Source organism: Blastococcus sp. SYSU DS0616 (assembly GCF_054051015.1).
Genome location: NZ_JBJHAJ010000005.1, coordinates 21,292 through 39,163 on the forward strand (window position 1 = coordinate 21,292; position 17,872 = coordinate 39,163).

The 17,872-nt window shown below is 76.3% G+C and carries 19 protein-coding genes and 1 tRNA gene; 14 read left to right on the top strand and 6 right to left on the bottom strand.

The window, feature by feature from the left end; all coding sequences use genetic code 11:
• Positions 1-10: 10 nt before the first annotated feature.
• Positions 11-586 carry a helix-turn-helix transcriptional regulator gene (locus ACI79K_RS05050; RefSeq protein WP_456599116.1) on the bottom strand — a complete coding sequence of 192 codons (576 nt, stop codon included), beginning with the start codon at positions 584-586 and terminating at the stop codon, positions 11-13.
• A 50-nt stretch (positions 587-636) separates the two neighbouring features.
• Here ACI79K_RS05050 and ACI79K_RS05055 point away from each other — a divergent pair.
• The 4 genes from ACI79K_RS05055 (at position 637) to ACI79K_RS05070 (ending at position 4,254) form a co-directional block, all read left to right on the top strand.
• A tRNA-OTHER gene (locus ACI79K_RS05055) sits at positions 637-732 on the top strand.
• 30 nt (positions 733-762) lie between these two features.
• A complete protein-coding gene (gene selA / locus ACI79K_RS05060) occupies positions 763-2,079 on the top strand; it encodes an L-seryl-tRNA(Sec) selenium transferase (protein WP_456599117.1) in 1,317 nt (438 codons plus the stop codon).
• Positions 2,070-3,815, top strand: a complete 1,746-nt coding sequence (gene selB / locus ACI79K_RS05065) for a selenocysteine-specific translation elongation factor (protein ID WP_456599118.1) — start codon at positions 2,070-2,072, stop codon at positions 3,813-3,815. Before selA ends, selB begins: the two co-directional genes overlap by 10 nt.
• A gap of 64 nt (positions 3,816-3,879) precedes the next feature.
• On the top strand, positions 3,880-4,254 hold the full coding sequence (locus ACI79K_RS05070; protein ID WP_456591243.1) for a PH domain-containing protein: 375 nt from the start codon (positions 3,880-3,882) through the stop codon (positions 4,252-4,254).
• 72 nt (positions 4,255-4,326) lie between these two features.
• Here ACI79K_RS05070 and ACI79K_RS05075 read toward each other — a convergent pair whose 3' ends face one another.
• Complete coding sequence (locus ACI79K_RS05075; RefSeq protein WP_456599119.1) at positions 4,327-5,097, bottom strand: enoyl-CoA hydratase-related protein; 771 nt, start codon at positions 5,095-5,097, stop codon at positions 4,327-4,329.
• Positions 5,098-5,146: 49 nt separating this feature from the next.
• Here ACI79K_RS05075 and hemW point away from each other — a divergent pair, with 49 nt between their 5' ends.
• The 7 genes from hemW (at position 5,147) to ACI79K_RS05110 (ending at position 10,583) form a co-directional block, all read left to right on the top strand.
• A complete protein-coding gene (gene hemW / locus ACI79K_RS05080; protein WP_456599120.1) occupies positions 5,147-6,385 on the top strand; it encodes a radical SAM family heme chaperone HemW in 1,239 nt (412 codons plus the stop codon).
• 158 nt (positions 6,386-6,543) lie between these two features.
• Positions 6,544-6,699 (top strand): hypothetical protein, encoded by a 156-nt coding sequence (locus ACI79K_RS05085; RefSeq protein WP_456591240.1) that lies wholly within the window; start codon positions 6,544-6,546, stop codon positions 6,697-6,699.
• 88 nt (positions 6,700-6,787) lie between these two features.
• Positions 6,788-7,102 (top strand): TraR/DksA family transcriptional regulator, encoded by a 315-nt coding sequence (locus ACI79K_RS05090; RefSeq protein WP_456591239.1) that lies wholly within the window; start codon positions 6,788-6,790, stop codon positions 7,100-7,102.
• Positions 7,103-7,194: 92 nt separating this feature from the next.
• A complete protein-coding gene (locus tag ACI79K_RS05095) occupies positions 7,195-8,103 on the top strand; it encodes an ATP-binding cassette domain-containing protein (protein WP_456599121.1) in 909 nt (302 codons plus the stop codon).
• Positions 8,100-8,846, top strand: coding sequence for an ABC transporter permease (locus ACI79K_RS05100; protein WP_456591237.1), 747 nt, complete (start codon positions 8,100-8,102; stop codon positions 8,844-8,846). The genes ACI79K_RS05095 and ACI79K_RS05100 overlap by 4 nt, the downstream gene beginning before the upstream one ends.
• A 22-nt stretch (positions 8,847-8,868) precedes the next feature.
• Positions 8,869-9,981: a sensor histidine kinase gene (locus ACI79K_RS05105; protein WP_456599122.1), complete on the top strand. Its 1,113-nt coding sequence runs from the start codon at positions 8,869-8,871 to the stop codon at positions 9,979-9,981.
• Positions 9,978-10,583 (top strand): response regulator, encoded by a 606-nt coding sequence (locus ACI79K_RS05110; RefSeq protein ID WP_456591235.1) that lies wholly within the window; start codon positions 9,978-9,980, stop codon positions 10,581-10,583. Before ACI79K_RS05105 ends, ACI79K_RS05110 begins: the two co-directional genes overlap by 4 nt.
• 1 nt (position 10,584) lies before the next feature.
• Here ACI79K_RS05110 and ACI79K_RS05115 read toward each other — a convergent pair whose 3' ends face one another.
• Positions 10,585-10,962 (bottom strand): type II toxin-antitoxin system VapB family antitoxin, encoded by a 378-nt coding sequence (locus ACI79K_RS05115; RefSeq protein ID WP_456599218.1) that lies wholly within the window; start codon positions 10,960-10,962, stop codon positions 10,585-10,587.
• A gap of 263 nt (positions 10,963-11,225) precedes the next feature.
• Here ACI79K_RS05115 and hrcA point away from each other — a divergent pair, with 263 nt between their 5' ends.
• Genes hrcA through ACI79K_RS05130 form a run of 3 tightly spaced genes read left to right on the top strand, consistent with a single transcriptional unit; the run spans position 11,226 to position 14,150 of the window.
• Positions 11,226-12,248 carry a heat-inducible transcriptional repressor HrcA gene (gene hrcA / locus ACI79K_RS05120; RefSeq protein ID WP_456591234.1) on the top strand — a complete coding sequence of 341 codons (1,023 nt, stop codon included), beginning with the start codon at positions 11,226-11,228 and terminating at the stop codon, positions 12,246-12,248.
• 15 nt (positions 12,249-12,263) lie between these two features.
• Positions 12,264-13,394, top strand: coding sequence for a molecular chaperone DnaJ (gene dnaJ / locus ACI79K_RS05125; protein WP_456591233.1), 1,131 nt, complete (start codon positions 12,264-12,266; stop codon positions 13,392-13,394).
• Between the two features lie 3 nt (positions 13,395-13,397).
• Positions 13,398-14,150: a 16S rRNA (uracil(1498)-N(3))-methyltransferase gene (locus tag ACI79K_RS05130; protein ID WP_456591232.1), complete on the top strand. Its 753-nt coding sequence runs from the start codon at positions 13,398-13,400 to the stop codon at positions 14,148-14,150.
• 116 nt (positions 14,151-14,266) lie between these two features.
• Here the strand turns inward: ACI79K_RS05130 and ACI79K_RS05135 are convergent, their stop codons facing one another.
• The 3 genes from ACI79K_RS05135 to ACI79K_RS05145 all read right to left on the bottom strand — a co-directional run bounded on the left by ACI79K_RS05135 (position 14,267) and on the right by ACI79K_RS05145 (position 17,585).
• Positions 14,267-15,886, bottom strand: coding sequence for a PhnE/PtxC family ABC transporter permease (locus tag ACI79K_RS05135; RefSeq protein ID WP_456599123.1), 1,620 nt, complete (start codon positions 15,884-15,886; stop codon positions 14,267-14,269).
• Positions 15,883-16,563 carry a phosphonate ABC transporter ATP-binding protein gene (locus ACI79K_RS05140; protein WP_456599124.1) on the bottom strand — a complete coding sequence of 227 codons (681 nt, stop codon included), beginning with the start codon at positions 16,561-16,563 and terminating at the stop codon, positions 15,883-15,885. The genes ACI79K_RS05135 and ACI79K_RS05140 overlap by 4 nt, the downstream gene beginning before the upstream one ends.
• Positions 16,564-16,625: 62 nt before the next feature.
• The gene (locus ACI79K_RS05145; RefSeq protein WP_456591229.1) at positions 16,626-17,585 is read right to left on the bottom strand and encodes a putative selenate ABC transporter substrate-binding protein; all 960 of its coding nucleotides are present in this window, start codon (positions 17,583-17,585) and stop codon (positions 16,626-16,628) included.
• Positions 17,586-17,872 lie beyond the last annotated feature (287 nt).

Here is a 17,872-nt window from a genome sequence, read left to right on the forward strand (position 1 = left end):
ACCCCCGAATCTAGGCCCGCCCGCCGGGCAGTACCCGCAGCCGGGGTGGCTCGGGCGGGGTGCGGGGGAGCTTCCGCCCGGCCGGGTGCCCGGCGGACGGTGGCCCCCCGATCCCGGCCAGTTCACGACGTGGTGCCGCCTCGTCGGTGACCTCGGCGCCGCCGATGCGGTCCTCCCGGAACCAGCGCAGCGCCTGGCGCTCGCGGCACCAGGCCACCAGGAATCGGTGCGCCCCGGTGTGGACCAGCAGCTGCGGCTCCACGGCCCGCTCCGACCAGCGGTTCCGGCCGTCGCAGTAGTGCAGCACCACGACGCGCCGCTCGGCCAGCCCACGCTCCAGACGCCGCCGCACCTCGGCGTCCCGTGCGGCCTCGGCGGCCAGCCAGCGGCTGCTCGCCAGCAGCCGCGCCCGCTGGGCCGGATCGGGCTCCAGCGCCGTCAACACCTTCTCCAGCGCCGTCTGCCCCGCCTCGGCATAGGGCCCCGCGGCCGGGGCGGCCAGCGCGGCGGCGACGGCGGCGGCCTCCTCGGGCGTGAGGGTGACCGGCGGCAGCGTGGCCGGGGTGCGGGGCTCGGTGCGGTTCACGCTGCCGATGCTGGCAGCGACCACCGACAGTTCCACGTAGGCTGCCGGGCGGAGGCGTCAGGGTGTCTGGTGGCCCCCGCGGCCTCTAAAGCCGACGTGGCCGAGCATCTCGGCCAGGCGGGTTCGATTCCCGTCCGCCTCCGCCAGCTCCCGCCCCGCACCTACGCTGCGGGGCGATGACGACCGACCCGCGCCGCCAGGTGCCCCGCACGGACACGCTGCTCGCCGACCCCCGCCTCGCCGGCGCCGGCGAGCGGCTGGGGCGCGTCCTGGTGAAGGGCGCCGTCCAGCGCGTGCAGCAGCGCATCCGGGCCGGCGAGGTGGCGCCGGACGCCGCCGTCGACGCCGTCCTCGCCGACCTCCCGCCCACAGCCGGCAGCCTGCGCCCGGTGCTCAACGCCACCGGCGTCGTCGTGCACACCAACCTCGGCCGCGCGCCCCTGTCGGAGGCCGCCGTCGCGGCGGTGGCCGCGGCGAGCGGCACCACCGACGTCGAGCTCGACCTGCGCACCGGTCGCCGGGGCCCGCGGGGGGAGGCGGCCATCGCGGCGCTGCTGGCGGCGGTCCCGGCCGCGGAGGCCGCGCTCGTGGTGAACAACTGCGCGTCCGCGCTGGCGCTGGTGGCCACCGCGCTGGGGCAGGGCCGGGAGCTGGTGCTCGCCCGCGGCGAGCTGGTCGAGATCGGCGACGGCTTCCGCATCCCCGAGCTGCTGGAGAGCACCGGCGCCCGGCTGCGCGAGGTCGGCGCCACCAACCGCGTCGCCCTGGCCGACTACCGCGGGGCGCTCGGCCCGGACACCGGCGCGGTGCTGAAGGTGCACCCGTCCAACTTCGTGGTGCGCGGCTTCACCCGGGCGGTCGAGGTGCACGAGCTCGCGGCGGCGCTCGAGGGCACCGGGGTCCCGCTGGTCGTCGACGTCGGCTCGGGGCTGCTCCGGCCGCATCCGGTGCTCCCCGACGAACCCGACCTGCAGACGGCGCTCGCCGCCGGTGCGGACCTCGTGCTCGCCAGCGGTGACAAGCTGCTCGGCGGCCCCCAGGCCGGCCTCGTCCTCGGCCGCGCGGAGCTGGTGCAGCGCCTGCGCCGGCACCCGCTCTACCGGGCGTTCCGGGTCGACAAGACCACGCTGGCCGCGCTGGAGGCGACGCTGCGCGGCCCGCTGCCGCCCGTGCAGCGGATGCTCGCCGCCGACGTCGAGGAGCTGCGGGCACGGGCCCGGGCGCTGGCGGAGCGCCTGGCGGCCGGGGGCGTGGACGCGCTCGCGGTGGACGCCGACTCCCGCGTCGGCGGGGGAGGGGCGCCCGAGCACCCGCTGCCCGGGGCCGCGGTCGCGCTGCCCGAGCGGTTCGCCGAGCCGCTGCGCCTGGGCGCCACCCCGGTGGTCGGCTACGTCGAGGACGGTCGCACGCTGCTCAACCTGCGCAGCGTCGATCCCTCCGACGACGGCGCCCTCGCCGCGGCCGTCCTGGAGGTGGTCCGCCGGTGGACGTGATCGCGACCGCGGGTCACGTGGACCACGGCAAGTCGGCCCTCGTGCGCGCGCTCACCGGCATGGAGCCCGACCGGTGGGCCGAGGAGCGCCGCCGCGGGCTGACCATCGACCTCGGCTTCGCCTGGACCACCCTGCCCTCGGGGCGCCGGCTGGCCGTCGTGGACGTGCCCGGACACGAACGGTTCGTGGGCAACATGCTCGCCGGCGTCGGCTCGGTGCCGGCCGCGCTGGTCGTGGTCGCGGCCGACGACGGCTGGTCGGCGCAGACCGCCGAGCACGTCGCCGTCCTGGACGCCCTCGGGGTGCGGCACGCCCTGCTCGCCGTCACCAAGGCCGACCTCGCCGACCCCGCGCCGGTGCTCGCCGACGTGCGCGAGCGGCTGGCCGCGACGTCGATGGGCGAGGTCCCCGGCGTCGCGGTCAGCTCGATCACCGGGCAGGGGCTGGCCGAGCTGACCGCTCGGCTGGAGGAGCTCCTCGGCGCGCTCCCGACCCCGGACCCCGACGCGCCGGTGCGCCTCTGGATCGACCGGGCCTTCAGCATCAAGGGGGCCGGCACGGTGGTCACCGGGACGCTCGCCGCCGGAGCGGTCGCGCCCGGCGACCGGTTCCTGCTGGGGGACCGCGAGGTCACGGTGCGCGGCGTGCAGTCGCTCGGCGAGCCGGTCGAGCGGGCCGCGGCCACCGCGCGCGTGGCGCTCAACCTGCGCGGTGTCGCGGTCGAGGACCTCTCGCGCGGTGACGCGCTGCTCACCCCGGGCGCGTTCCGGCTGACCGACGTCGTCGACGCGACGCTGGCCGGGGCGCCGGAGGAGCGGCTGCCGGCCGAGCCGGTGGTGCACGTCGGCTCCGCGACGGTGGGTGCGCGGCTGCGGCCGCTGGACGGCCGGGCGGTGCGGCTGCGCCTCGCCCTCCCGCTGCCGCTGCGGATCGGTGACCGGCTGCTGCTGCGCGACCCCGGCGCCCGGCGGGTGCTCGGCGCCGCCGTGCGCGACGTCGACCCGCCCGAGCTGCGCCGCCGCGGCGCCGCCCGGCAGCGGGCCGCCGAGCTCGTGGCGCAGCCCGCCGGCTCCGACGGCGCCTCGGCCGACCTCGCCCGCCGCCGGATCGTGCGCTCCGCCGACTTCGCCGCGATGGGCTGGCCGGTACCTGCCGGGGCGACCCGGCTCGGCCCCTGGCTGCTGGCCGACGGGCTGGCCGACGAGCTCGCCGCGCGGGTGCCCGAGATCGTCGCCCGCTACCGGCGGTTGCGGCCGCTGGAGCCGGGGCCGCCGGCGGAGGTGGTGCGCCGGGCGCTCGAGCTGCCCGACGCCGAGCTGGTGCCGGCGCTGGTCCGCGAGCCGCTGGTGCTGCGCGAGGGCCGCGTCGTCGACGGCGCGGCGGACCTGCCGCCGGAGGTCCAGCGGGCGGTCGACGCCGTTCGTGCCCGGCTGGCGGCCGATCCGTTCGCCGCTCCGGAGGCGCCCGAGCTCGCCGACGCGGGGCTGGGCACCCGGGAGCTCGCGGCGGCCGTCCGCAGCGGGCAGCTCGTGCGCGTCGGGGAGGGCGTCTACCTGGCTCCCGGCGTCGACACGGTGGCCCGGGAGCGGCTCGCGCGGATCCCGCAGCCGTTCACCCTCAGCCAGGCACGGCAGGCGTGGGGGACCAGCCGCCGGGTCGCGGTGCCCCTCATGGAGTGGCTGGACGCCCGGGGCGTCACCGAGCGGCTGCCCGACACCACCCGCCGGCTGCGGTAGGCAGCCTGTCCCGGGCTCCGCGCGTCGAGGACGACTCCCGTGCTCCGGCACCTAGCGTGCGGGGGTGATCGACTTCTCCAACGGTTCCGTCTTCAAGCTCAACCCCGCGAATCCCCAGGACATCGGTCCCGCCGTGGCGCCGCTGCTCATCCAGGGGGAACAGATCGTCGCCTGCTTCAAAGCGGTGCGTGACTTCGTCGTCTTCACGAACAAGCGGCTCATCGCCGTGAACGTGCAGGGCATGACGGGCAAGAAGCGGGACTTCACGTCCCTTCCCTACAGCAAGGTGCAGGCGTTCTCGATCGAGACCGCCGGGACGTTCGACCTCGACGCGGAGTTGGACCTGTGGTTCAGCGGGCTCGGGAAGGTCCGGCTGGAGTTCAAGGGCAACGCGGACATCCGTCAGCTCGGGCAGATGATCGCCACCTACGTCCTCTGACGAGCCTGGTCCCCGCTCGCTCGTGCCCTGCCCACCCCTGTGGGCAGGGCACGAGCATGCGGCGGGAACAGGTCAGTCCGTGGCTGGGACCCAGCGGGCGGGGCGCTTCTCCCGGAACGCCGCGATGCCCTCCTGGCCCTCCTCGCCGGCGAAGAAGCGCGCCGACAGGTCGAGCAGGGGCTCGAACTCGAGCCGTGGCTGGCGTGCCCGCAGCAGTCGCTTGGTCTCGGCCAGGGCGGCCGGCGCACCGGCGGCCAGCGCGGTGAGCTGCCCGGCGAGGACGGCGTCGACCTCGTCGTCACCGGCCACCAGGTCGACCAGCCCTCCGTCGGCGGCGGTCGCGGCGTCGAAGACCTCGCCGCTGAGCATGAGCCGGTGGGCCACGTGGGTGCTCATCCGGGGGAGGACGACGGCGGAGATCACCGCCGGCACCAGGCCCAGGCGCACCTCGGAGAAGGCGAACGTCGCCGACTCCGCCGCGACGACGACGTCGCAGGCCGCCAGCAGCCCGACCCCTCCGGCGCGGGCCGGACCGCGCACCACCGCCACCACGGGCTTGGGCGAGGACCAGACCAGCTCCAACAGCTCCGGGAACTCGCGCACGCCCTGGCTCTCCGACGAACCGCCGGCCGCCTCGGAGAGGTCCATCCCCGAGCAGAACACCCGGCCGGTGTGGTCGAGCACGACCACCCGCACCGCGTCGTCGGCCAGGGCATCGGCCAGCGCCGCGCGCAGCTCGGCCCGCATCGCCCGCGACAGCGCGTTGCGGTTGGTGGGGGAGTCCAGCGTCAGGGTGGCGACGCCGCGCGAGACGGACACCTGCAGCACTCGGTCGGAGGTCACGTCCGGCATCCTGCCGCCCCGGTGGCCCGGCGCGGCACACTGGGAGCAGATGAACACCGTCCTGCCGCTGATCGACGACGCCGGCCTGCCGCCCGGGTCCCCCGGCCCCGACCGGCTCCCCGGCAGCGCCCGCGAGGGGCTCACGACGACGCCATTCGGCCTGTACGTGCACGTCCCGTTCTGCGCGACCCGCTGCGGCTACTGCGACTTCAACACCTACACCTCCGACGAGCTCGGCCCCGGCGCCACCCGCAGCGAGTACGCGGGCACCGCGATCGCCGAGCTGGAGCGCGCCGTCCGGACCCTGGGCCCGGACCTGCCGACCGTCTCCACGGTCTTCGTCGGCGGCGGCACGCCGACGCTGCTGCCGGCCGACGACCTCGCCGCCGTGCTCGAGGCCGCCCGCGGGCTCTTCCCGTTCGCCGACGACGTCGAGGTGACCACGGAGGCCAACCCCGAGACCGTCTCGCCCGCCTCGCTGGCCCGGCTGCGCGAGGCCGGCTTCACGCGGGTCAGCCTCGGCATGCAGTCGGCGGCGCCGCACGTGCTCGCCGCGCTGGACCGCCGGCACACCCCCGGCCGCGCCGTCGAGGCGGCGCACGAGGCCCGCGCGGCGGGGTTCGAGCACGTCAACCTGGACCTGATCTACGGCACGCCCGGGGAGACCGACGCCGACTGGGCCGCCTCCCTCGACGCGGTCCTCGCCTCGCCGGTCGACCACGTCAGCGCCTACGCGCTGATCGTCGAGGAGGGCACCAAGCTGGCCCGGCGGGTCAAGCGGGGCGAGCTGCCCATGCCCGACGACGACGTCCTCGCCGACCGCTACGAGCAGGCCGACGCGACGCTGCGCACGGCAGGCTTCGAGTGGTACGAGGTGTCGAACTGGGCCACCGCCGACGCCGCCCGCTGCCGGCACAACGAGCTGTACTGGGCCAACGCGAACTGGTGGGGGATCGGGCCGGGCGCGCACAGCCACGTCGGCGGCGTCCGCTGGTGGAACGTGAAGCACCCCGCGGCCTACGCCGACCGGCTGGCCCGCGGCGAGAGCCCGGCGCAGGACGCCGAGCTGCTCGACGACGACGACCGCGCACTGGAGGCGGTGATGCTCGGGTTGCGGCTGCGCGCCGGACTGCCGCTGACCGCGCTCACCGGCACCGGGCGTGCGCGGGCGGCCGAGGCGGTCACAAGGGGTCTCCTGGACCCGCTGGCGCACGCGAACGGGCGGGCCGTCCTCACCGACAGGGGCCGCCTGCTCGCCGACGCGGTGGTCCGCGACCTCACCGACTGACGGAGGACCCGTCCCCGTCCCTCACACGCTCGGGACGAGCTTCGGAACACGACCGAGGGTGGCTCGGTTCATCCGAAAGGGCGAGATTGGTCCGGCCGTCGTGGGCTATGGTCCCCGTTCCGGCAACGGGGCCGGGTGTTCGGAGGGGGTGGTCGGTCGTGACCGTGCCAGGAGTGCGCCCAGCGGCGGCCCCACCGTTCGCCCTGTCCGGCGGTGCCCGGCTCGCCCTCGCGATGAACCGCCGTGCCCGCGGGCTGCGTGGCCTCGACGTCCTCCGCCGCAGCCAGGACCGGGCCCCGCCGCGTCGCTCCTGACTCCGTCCCGGAGTCCCCGCACCACTCCCGACGCGCCACCGACCGGTGACCGCGTCTTCCCGCGTTGCCCCGAGAAGGAGATCCCCGCATGTCTGCCAGCATCGACAGCACGACCGCCGCCTCGGCGAACCGCTTCCGCACCCTCCTGGAGGAGCAGCGCGCCGACTGCGCGCAGCAGCGCGAGGAGGCGCTCGCCGAGTGCGCCACCTCGGTGCCCGACCCGGTCGCCCAGCGCCGCAGCGCCGACCTGCAGCGCACCATCGAGGAGATCGACGCCGCGCTCGCCCGCCTCGACGACGGCAGCTACGGGCGTTGCACCGGCTGCGGTACCGCCATCCCCGAGGAGCGGCTCGAGCTGCGCCCGTTCGCCCGCACCTGCGTGGCCTGCACGCCCGCCGCCTGACCTGGTGCGCCGGTCGCGTCTGACGGATGTCAGGCGCGACCGGCGACGTCCGGCACTAGTGCGCTCCGGCGCCGCGGGAGCAGGCTCGGCGCATGCCTCCCGCACCCGCTCTCGACATCCGCGGGCTGACCGTCCGCTACGGCGACGCGGTCGCCGTCGACGACCTCGACCTCACCATCCCGTGCGGCCAGACCGTCGCCCTGCTCGGGCCCAACGGCGCCGGCAAATCGACCGTCGTCAACGCCGTGCTGGGCCTGCTGACCCCGACGGCCGGGGAGATGCGCGTGCTCGGCCGCAGCCCGGGCGACGCCGTCCGGGCCGGCAGCGTCGGCGCGATGCTGCAGCACGGCGGGCTGCCCAGCGAGGCCCGGGTCGGCGAGGTGCTCCACCTGGTGCGCCGCAGTTTCCCGACGGCGTGGCCGCTGGACGACCTCGTGGTCACCGCGGGCATCGACGGGCTGCTCGACCGGCCGGTGGAGGCGCTCTCCGGTGGTCAGCGCCAGCGCGTCCTGCTGGCCCTGGCCCTCGCCGGCGCACCGCCACTGCTGCTGCTCGACGAGCCCACCTCCGCCATGGACGTCGAGGCGCGCCGTGCGTTCTGGACGACGATGCGCGGCCTGGCCGGCCGCGGGCACACCGTCGTCTTCGCCACCCACCACCTCGACGAGGCCGACGCGGTCGCCGACCGGGTGGTCGTGGTCGCCGGCGGGCGGGTGGTCGCCGACGGCACCTCCGCGGAGGTCAAGGCCGGGGTCGGCGGGCGCACCGTCTCCTTCACGGCCGCTCCGGAGCGGCGGTTCGACGCCGTTCCGGGGGTCACCGCGGTGACCTGGCAGGGGAGCACGGTGCGGCTGGCGACCACCGACGTCGACGCCACCCTGCGGGCGTTGCTGGCCGACGGCGGCCTGCCCGACCTCGAGGTGCGCGGCGCGTCCCTCGAGGACGCCGTCCTCTCGCTGATCCCCACCCGCCGGCCGAGCACGATCGGAGCCGCCCGATGAGCCCGCTGTTCGCCTTCCAGCTGCGCCGCGTGGGGCGCAACAAGCAGTTCCTCTTCTTCACCGTGCTGCTGCCCGCGCTGTTCACGATCTTCCTGACCAGGATCATCGGGGGGCAGATGACCGGTGCGGCGGCGCAGCAGGAGGCCGCCGCCGCGATCATGGTCTCGATGATGGCCTACGGGGCCATCGGGGCGTCCCTGGGCGCGACCATCCGCATCTCGTTCGACCGCGCCTCGGGCTGGCTCCGCCAGCTCCGGGTGACCCCCGTGCCGCAGACCCAGGTGTTCGCCGTCGACGTCGCCGTCGGGGTGCTGCTGACCCTGCCGAGCCTGCTGGTCGTCGCGCTGGTCGGGCGGTTCGTCAACGGGGTGCAGCTGCCGGCCGGCACGTGGCTGGCGCTCCTCGCCGTGCTGTGGGCGGGGTCGGCGGCGTTCGTGGCCCTCGGCATCCTGGTCGGGCTGTCGCTGGACGAGAAGGCGGCCGGTGGCGCCATCGGCATCCTGGGTGTGGTGCTGGCGGCGCTGGGCGGGCTGTGGTGGCCGGTGGAGATGCTGCCCGAGGCGATGCGCGGCCTGGCGTACAGCCTGCCCTCGTACTGGTACGCCGAGCTCGGCCGCGACGTGGTCGCCGGTGGGTGGCCGTCGGCGGTCGCAGTGCTGGCGATGGCCGGGTACACCGCCGCCTTCGGAGCCCTCGCGGTGTCCGTCGCCCGCGCCCGGCCGCTGCACGCGGTCGCGGGCTGAGCCGACCGCTACCGTGCCCGTCGTGGACGCCCCGAGCCGCTGGCAGCGCCTGGGCTGGGCCGTGCCGTGGCTGCTGTTCCAGGCCTTCCCGATCGCGGACCTGGTCAGCACGCCGCGGCCCGTGGCGGTGCAGGTGGTGGCGGCCGTCGCCCTCGTCGCCTTCACCGTCGTCTACCTCGGCGTCTTCGGCGAGGTCTTCGGGAGCCGCCGGGACTGGCCCCGCGTGCAGCTCGTGGTCGTCGCCGTCCTGGGGGTCGGGCTGGCCGTCTGGCTGGGCCCCGCGTGGGCCGGGTTGATGATCTACGTCTCGGCGGCGGCGTCGGTGGCCCTGCCCGCGCGGTGGGTGTGGCCGGCGGTCGTCGGCGCGGCCGCGGTGTGCGCCGGGGTGCTGACCGCCCACGGCGTCCTCGGCGACGTCTTCATCCTGCCGGTGATCTGCCTGCTCACCGCGTTCGCCCTGCGGGGGATGCGGCAGCTGATGAGCGTCAACGCCGAGCTGGTGGAGGCGCGCGAGGAGCTGGCCCGCAACGCCGTCACCGAGGAGCGGCTGCGGTTCGCCCGCGACCTGCACGACCTGCTCGGGCACAGCCTGTCGCTGATCGCGCTCAAGAGCGAGCTCGCCGGCCGGCTGGCCGAGCGCGACCCGGTGCGCGCCCGCCAGGAGATGGCCGACGTCGAGGCCGCCGCGCGCCGGGCGCTCGCCGAGGTCCGCGACGCGGTCAGCGGCTACCGCCAGGTGAGCCTCGCCCAGGCGCTGGCCGAGGCCCGCTCGGCGCTCTCGGCCGCGGGCATCGCGCTGCGGGCACCGGCTCCGGGCCGATCGCTGCCGGCGCCGGTCGACGCGGTGCTCGGCTGGGTGGTGCGGGAGGCCACCACGAACGTGCTCCGGCACAGCGCCGCCCGGTCGGTCACGGTGAGCCTCGCGGAGACGGACGAGGACGTGGAGCTGAGCGTGACCGACGACGGCCGGGGCGGGGACGCGCCCGCCGGCGCCGGCCTGTGCGGGCTGGCCGAGCGGGTGGCCGCGGTGGGGGGCCGGCTGACGCACGGGCCGGTCGACGGCCGCGGGTTCCGGCTCACCGCCTCGGTGCCGCTCAGCAGCGCGGTCCGCGCCTCGCCCGTGGCGGCGTCGTGATCCGGGTGCTCATCGCCGAGGACCAGACGATGGTCCGCGGGGCGCTGCGCGCGCTGCTGGAGCTCGAGGACGACATCGAGGTGGTGGCGGAGGTGGGCCGGGGCGACGCCGTGGCGGCGGCCGCCGTGGAGCACCGACCCGACGTCGCCCTGCTGGACATCGAGATGCCCGGCGCCGACGGGCTCGCGGCCGCCCGGGAGCTGGCGACGGCGCTGCCCGGGTGCCGCGCGGTCATCCTGACGACGTTCGGCCGGCCGGGGTTCCTGCGCCGCGCCATGGAGGTCGGCGCCGCGGGCTTCCTGGTCAAGGACGCGCCCGTGAGCGAGCTGGCGCAGGGCATCCGGGCGGTGATGGCCGGCGAGCGGGTCATCGACCGCGACCTGGCGGCCGCCGCCCTGGCCATCGGGGCCACGCCGCTGTCGACCCGGGAGGCCGACGTGCTGCGCGCCGCGGCCGACGGGGCGACCGTCGCGGACATCGCCGGCCGGCTCTTCCTGTCGGAGGGGACCGTGCGCAACTACCTGTCCTCGGCGATCGGGAAGACCGGCGCCCGCACCCGGGTGGAGGCGGCCCGCGTCGCGGAGGAGAAGGGCTGGCTCTAGGTCAGCCGTCCCGCGGCCCGGGCACCGGTGGCTGCGCCGGGAGCGATGCCGTGCTCGGGCCGTCCGGCGTCTGCACAGGGGTGAGCGCGTCGAGGTCGAGCACCCGCACGTGGATGACCGTGCGCTGCTGCAGCGCCGCGCGCAGCGCCCGGTGCAGCCCGTCCTCCAGGTACAGCTCCCCGTGCCACTGCACCGCGTGCGGGAAGAGGTCGCCGTAGAAGGTGGAGTCGTCGGCGAGCAGCGCGTCGAGGGCCAGCTCGCGCTTGGTGGTCGTCAGCGTGTCCAGCCGGACCTGGCGGGGCGGGATCATCGCCCAGTCGCGGGTGGACAGGCCGTGGTCGGGATAGGGGCGCCCGTTGCGCACGCCTTTGAAGATCAGGGGACCGACCTCCGCTCTCCGCCCCCGCCCGGGGCACCGACCGTTACCAGCCTAGCCGTCGGAACGGCGCCGTACCCCCGCCCGTGCGGCCCCGTCCGGGGGCTCGCCGCGAGCCTGCGAGCGGGGGAGGAGGACGGGCTGCTTCGCGTATGCTGGCCTGGCACTCTGTCCGTGCGAGTGCCAGCCGGGGCGAACCGGGGCCGGCGTCGGTCCCGCCCCCGGGGCGCGGCACGGCGCGTCGACCGGTACGGGGAGGTGTCACCGTGGCGCACGACGAACGGCGCCTGGAGGTGCTCCGGGCCATCGTCCAGGACTTCGTCTCCACCAACGACCCGGTGGGCAGCAAGGCCCTCGCCGAGCGGCACGACCTGGGCGTCTCCCCGGCGACCATCCGCAACGACATGGCGGTGCTGGAGGAGCAGGGGTACATCACCCAGCCGCACACCAGCGCCGGCCGGGTACCCACCGACAAGGGCTACCGGTTGTTCGTCGACCGGCTCTCGGCGGTGAAGCCGCTGTCGGCTGCCGAGCGCCGGGCGATCGAGCGCTTCCTCGACGGCGCCGTCGACCTGCACGACGTCCTCGGCCGGACGGTGCGGCTGCTCGCGCAGCTGACCCGCCAGGTGGCGGTCGTCCAGTACCCGACGCTGTCGCGCAGCGCCGTCCGGCACCTCGAGGTGGTGCAGGTGGCGGTGGGCCGGCTGCTGCTGGTGCTCATCACCGACACCGGCCGGGTCGAGCAGCGCGTCGTCGACTGCCCGGCCGACGTCGACCCGACTGCGGTGCCCGAGCTGCGTGCCCTGCTCAACTCCGCCTTCGCCGGGGTGAAGCTGGGCGAGGCCGGGGACAAGGTGCCCGGGCTGCTGGAGACCGCGCCGCCGCACCTGCGGGGGCTGGTCGCCGCGGTCAGCGCCACGCTGGTGGAGACCCTCGTCGAGCCCAGCGAGGACCGGCTGGTCATCGGTGGGACGGCCAACCTCGCACGGGGCACCGCCACCGACTTCCCCGGCACGCTCCGGCCCCTGCTGGAGGCCCTCGAGGAACAGGTCGTCGTGCTGCGCCTGATGAGCGAGGTCGACGCCGGCACCGTGCTGGTGCGCATCGGTGAGGAGAACGCCCACGAGGCGTTGAGCGGGGCCTCGCTGGTCACCGTCGGGTACGGCTCGGGTGACCGGGCGCTCGGCGGCCTCGGGGTCGTGGGACCGACCCGCATGGACTACCCAGGAAACATGGCCGCGGTGCGAGCCGTGGCCCGCTACGTCGGCCACCTGCTGGCCGAGAGCTGAGGACGAGACTTTTCGATGGCGACCGACTACTACGGCGTGCTGGGCCTGGCCCAGGGAGCGACCGATCAGGACATCAAGCGCGCCTACCGGCGGCTCGCGCGCGACCTGCACCCGGACGTCAACCCCGATCCGGAGGCCAAGGAGCGCTTCCAGGAGGTCACCCGCGCCTACGAGGCGCTGACCGATCCGGAGAAGCGCCGGATCGTGGACCTGGGCGGTGACCCCTTCGACAGCGGCGCCGGGGGTGCCGGTGGCTTCGCCGGTGCCGGGTTCGGCGGCCTGGGCGACATCATGGACGCCTTCTTCGGCGGCGCGGCCACCCGTGGCCCGCGCAGCCGCACGCGGGCCGGGCGGGACGCGCTGATCCCGGTGGAGCTGGAGCTGGACGAGACCGTCTTCGGCACCACGAAGGACCTCACCGTCGACACCGCCGTGCTCTGCGACACCTGCGCCGGCGCCGGGACCGCCCCCGGCACCCACCCGGCCACCTGCGGCACGTGCTCCGGCCGCGGCGAGGTGCAGAGCGTGCAGCGCGGCTTCCTCGGGCAGGTCGTCTCCAGCCGCATCTGCCCGACCTGCTCGGGCACCGGCCAGGTCATCCCGCAGCCGTGCCCGAAGTGCGCGGGCGACGGCCGGGTGCGGGCCCGCCGCACCCTGTCGGTGAAGGTGCCGCCGGGCGTGGAGGACGGGATGCGGATCCGGCTCACCGGCCAGGGCGAGGTCGGCCCCGGTGGCGGGCCGGCCGGCGACCTCTACGTGGAGGTGCACGAGCGGCCGCACGAGGTGTTCACCCGCGATGGCGAGGACCTGCACTGCCGGGTCACGCTGCCGATGACCTCCGCGGCGCTGGGCACCACGCTGACCCTCAAGACGCTCGACGGCGAGGAGGAGCTCGACATCCGCCCGGGCACCCAGTCGGGCAGCGTGCTCACCCTCCGCGCGCACGGGGCACCGCGGCTGCGTGCCACCGGGCGCGGTGACCTGCTGGTGCACGTCGAGGTGCAGACGCCGACGAAGCTCGACGCCGAGCAGGAGAAGCTGCTGCGCGAGCTGGCCGCCCTCCGGGGGGAGGACCAGCCCGGTGCCAACCGGGAGGCCCAGGGCGGCCTGTTCTCCCGGGTCCGCGACGCCTTCCACGGGCGCTGATCCATGAGCACCGAGGCCCCCGAGCTCGACGGCGTCCCGCTGTTCCTCGTCGACGAGCTGCCCGAGGTCCCGGAGCTGCTCGTCGCCGGGCAGGAGGGGCGGCACGCCGTCGACGTGCTGCGCCTGCAACCGGGCGAGCGGGTGCACGTCGGTGACGGCGCGGGCACCGTCGCCGAGGGCGAGGTCGTCGCCGCCGGCCGCGAGGGTCTGCGCGTCGCCGTGCGGAACCGGTTCGAGGTACCCGCGCCGGACCCGGAGTTCGTGCTGGTGCAGGCCCTGCCCAAGGGGGACCGGGGCCCGCTGGCCGTCGACCTGGCCACCGAGCTCGGCGTCGACCGGATCGTGCCGTGGCAGGCCGCGCGCTGCGTGACCCGCTGGCGCGACGACCGGGTGGAGAAGGGCCTGGCCAAGTGGCGGGCCGCGGCCCGGGCGGCGAGCAAGCAGTCCCGGCGGCCGCGGCTGCCCGAGGTGACCGCGCCGATGAGCACCCGGGAGGTCGCCGGGGTGCTCGCCGACGCCGACCTCGCCGTCATCCTGCACGAGCAGGCCCGCCGGCCGCTGGCCGAGCTGGCCGTGCCCACCTCGGGCACCGTGGTGATCGTCGTCGGCCCGGAGGGCGGGCTCTCCGACGGCGAGGTCGTCGCGTTCCACGCGGCCGGGGCCGAACCGGTGCGGCTGGGCCCGGAGGTGCTGCGCACCTCCACCGCGGGCGCCGCCGCGCTGGCGGCGTTGTCCGTCACCGCACGCTGGAGGTAGGGCGTTCCCCGCCGCGGGGCCCGGAGGGCTCCCGGCAGGGAACGCGGACGCACCCGTCGCAGCCGGGGAACGGCACCTGGCCGTGGTGCGGCCCGGAGGGTCGCAGTGTCATCGCCTCATCGAACTGCGGCGCGGGCGCGGTCGCTGACCAGGTCGACGAGGAAGGTCAGCAGCACGATCGCCGCCAGCACGGTGGTGACGCCCGCCCAGTCGAAGGCCGACATCCGTGCCGACAGCAGCACCCCGATCCCGCCGGCGCCGAGCAGGCCGACGAGGACGGTGTCGCGGATCGCCACCTCCCAGCGGTAGAGCGACAGCGCCAGCACCGGGCCGGCGAGCGCCGGGGCGGAGCCGTAGAGCCACCGGCCGACCGGAGAGGCCCCCATGGCGCGCAGCGCCTCGGCCGGGCGCCGGTCGGTTTCCTCGACCGCCTCGCCGACCAGCCGGCCGAGCACGCCCAGGGTGTAGACCCCGAGGGCCAGCGCTCCGGGCAGGACGCCGGGCAGCAGGACGAACAACGCGACCAGCGCCCACACCGGTGGCGGGACGGCGCGCAGCAGGAGCAGGGCCAGCCGGGTGAGCACCCCGGCGGTGCGTCGCACCGGCCCGGCCGGGCCGGGCGGGCGCGCGGCGAGGGCGGCCAGCGCCACCACGCCGGCGGCGGCGAACGCGATCGCCAGGACCGACATGCGCAGGGCCTCCAGAGCGGTGGACCAGACGTCGCCGAGCAGTTCGCCGTCCAGGGCAGGTGGCCACGCGGCCGAGGCGACGTAGGCCAGTTGCTCGCGGGTGCGTGCGGAGACCAGCGCGGCGGGGGAGAGCGCCAGGTACCAGGCCGCCCACGCGACCGCGGCGACGACGGCGAGCACCGCGCCGGTCAGCAGCGGATCACGCCGGGACCCCGTGCCCGTGCGCCGGGGTGCCGCGACCCGGCGGCGCACGGCCCGGCCGCCGACGTCGGCCAGCAGGCACAGCAGCGCGAGCGCGTAGACCGTCGTCCACACCTGCGCCCAGCGCAGCGAGGTGAAGGAGAGCGCCAGCTGGTAACCGAGCCCGCCGGCCCCGATCAGCCCCAGGACGACGGCTGCCCGGACCGCGCACTCCAGCCGGTAGAAGGAGTACGAGAGCAGCCCGCCGGCGGCCGCGGGCAGCAGCCCGTACAGCGCCGCCGTCCCCCGCCCGGCGCCTGCCGCGAGGAGGGCGTCGTAGCTGCCCCGGGGCACCTCGTCCAGCAGGTCGGCGAAGACCTTGGCGGTGATCGCGCCGTACGGGACGGCGATCGCCAGCACGCCCACCCACGGGTCGAGCCCGAGCACGTTGACCAGCAGCAGGCCCCACACCGCCTCGTGCAGCCCCCGGGGCAGCGCCAGCACCCCGCGGGTCAGCAGCCAGCCGGTGCGCCGTCCTCCCCAGGCGGTCCGGGAGACCGGGACCGCGGCCAGCGCGCCGAGCAGCACGGCCAGCCCGGCGCCGAGCACGGCGTAGGCGACGGTGACCAGGGTGGAGCCCGCGACGACGCGGAGGAACTCGCCGCCCAGCTCCGGGCGCAGCGCGGCGGAGAGGAAGCGGCCGACCTGGGCGGTGCCGGCCGGGTTGAGCACCGGCCCGGAGAACAGCCCGCTGCCGGCCAGCGCCCAGCCGAGCAGGCTGAGCCCGGCCAGCCCCCAGACCCACCGCCGCCGGTCCCGGCGCAGCCGGAGCTCGGGAGGTGCCGCCCGGTCGAGGACGGTCGTCACCGGGTGACCCCGTAGAACCGCTCCAGCTCCGCCACCGTCAGGCCGCGGGCGGGGGCGTCCAGGACGATCCGGCCGGCGGCAAGGCCGACGACCCGGTCGCAGTGGCGCAGCGCCAGGGCCGGGTCGTGCAGGCAGGCCAGCAGCGCGCCACCCCGCTCGGTCGCGAGGTCGCCGAGCAGGCCGAGGGCGAGGTCGGCCAGCGCCGGGTCGAGGGCCGACGCCGGCTCGTCGGCGAGCACGAGCTCCGGCTGCTGCACGAGCAGGCGGGCCAGCGCCACCCGTTGCCGCTGCCCTCCCGACAGCCGGTCGGTGCGCTCGTACATCCGGTCGGCGAGGCCCACCCGCTCCAGGGCCTGCCGCACCGTCGACGGGTCCTGCGGGCGGAGCAGCGACCACGCCGCCCGGCCGGCCGGCCACCGACCCAGCCGCCCGGCGTTGACGTTGTGCACCACCCGCAGCGCGCCGGTCAGCTCCAGGTGCTGGTGGACGGTGCCGGTGCGGGCCCGCAGCCGGCGCAGGTCCCGGCCGCGCAGCGCCGTCGGGTCCTCGCCGAGGACCCGCACCTGCCCCGCGGTCGGGGTCACCGCGCCGTTGAGCACGTTCAGCAGCGTCGACTTGCCCGCTCCCGAGGCGCCGACGACGGCGACCCGCTCGCCGGCGGCCACCGCGAGGTCCACCCCGGCGAGGGCAGGCGTGCCGCCGAAGCGGACCTCGATACCGGTGAGCCGCGCGATCTCGGTCAGTTGACCAGCCCCAGGTCCCGGCCGATCTGCTCGATCTGGTCGTAGTTCGCCGCCTCGGTGGGGAGGAACGCCCCCGCGCCGAACAGCCCGAGCACCTCGGCGTCCTGCGGATCCTGCGCGGACAGGCCGGTGAAGTACCCGGTCAGCCGGTCGGGCAGGTCGTCGCCGAACCGTTCGACGGCGCCGGGGCCGAGCAGCCAGTGGTAGTCGTGGTAGGCGGGGGTCCGTGCGTAGCGGACGACCGCCGGGTCGATCTCCCCGGCGGCCGCGCGGGACTCGTAGACCTGCTCGTTCAGCACGCCGGCCTGGTAGCTGCCGGAGGCGACGAGGGACAGCGTCGCGTCGTGCGAGCCGGAGAACCCCGGGCCGCCCGGGAAGCCCTCCGGGTCGACGCCGGCCTCGCGCAGGAAGTAGGCGGGCATGAGCCGGCCCGAGGTCGAGGTCTCGCTGCCGTAGGTGAAGCGCAGGTCGCCGAGCGGGGTGAGGTCCTCGGACGGGGACAGGCCGGTGCTCGCGTTCACCACGAAGACGGAGTGGAACTCCTCGTCGATGTCGCGCTGCGCGATCGGGACGGCGCCGGGGGTCTGCAGCCGCGCCTGGACGCCGGTGAGACCGCCGAACCAGACCAGGTCCAGGTCGCCGGTGCGGAACAGCGAGACGGCGGCGGCGTAGTCGGTGACGGGCCGGTACTCGACGTCGACGTCGAGCGCCCGGGCCATGGAGTCGGCCACGGTGCCGTGGAGCCGCTGCAGGACCTCGGGGTCCTGGTCGGGGATGGCGCCGATGCGCAGCGGCCCCGGGGAGGACGGTGCGGGGTCCGAGGTGCGGCCGCAGCCGGCGAGCGCGGCGGCGAGGGCGGCGCCGGTGCCGGCCAGCAGGGCGCGGCGGGAGAGGTGGGGGAGGAGAGCGGGACCGGGGACGGGGCCACCCGACCGGGCGGCGCGAGCGGGACGCACTACGTCCTCGCCCGGGGAACGGGCACGGGCACGGGCACGGGAACCTCCGTGGTCGGTGGTGGGGGGCGTCCCATCCTCTACCCCGCGTGCCGGGAGCGGCGCGCCGCGCCTCCGACGCGCGTCCCCGGGGACCGGGTCGGTCACGTACTGGTCACGCTTGCCACGCCCCTAGGGGAAGCCCGGCCGCGGCTGCCTACTGTGACGGCCGTAACCCGGCCGACCGACCTCGGTCGGCCCACGATGCCGGGGTGACACGGGCAGTGCCCGTCCGACCCGGGGAACGCGCG

Coding starts and splice junctions, on each gene's coding strand:
- selA (WP_456599117.1), top strand. CDS start 763: ATGACGACCGACCCGCGCCGCCAGGTGCCCCGCACGGACACGCTGCTC.
- hemW (WP_456599120.1), top strand. CDS start 5,147: ATGAACACCGTCCTGCCGCTGATCGACGACGCCGGCCTGCCGCCCGGG.
- ACI79K_RS05090 (WP_456591239.1), top strand. CDS start 6,788: ATGTCTGCCAGCATCGACAGCACGACCGCCGCCTCGGCGAACCGCTTC.
- ACI79K_RS05095 (WP_456599121.1), top strand. CDS start 7,195: ATGCCTCCCGCACCCGCTCTCGACATCCGCGGGCTGACCGTCCGCTAC.
- ACI79K_RS05100 (WP_456591237.1), top strand. CDS start 8,100: ATGAGCCCGCTGTTCGCCTTCCAGCTGCGCCGCGTGGGGCGCAACAAG.
- dnaJ (WP_456591233.1), top strand. CDS start 12,264: ATGGCGACCGACTACTACGGCGTGCTGGGCCTGGCCCAGGGAGCGACC.
- ACI79K_RS05130 (WP_456591232.1), top strand. CDS start 13,398: ATGAGCACCGAGGCCCCCGAGCTCGACGGCGTCCCGCTGTTCCTCGTC.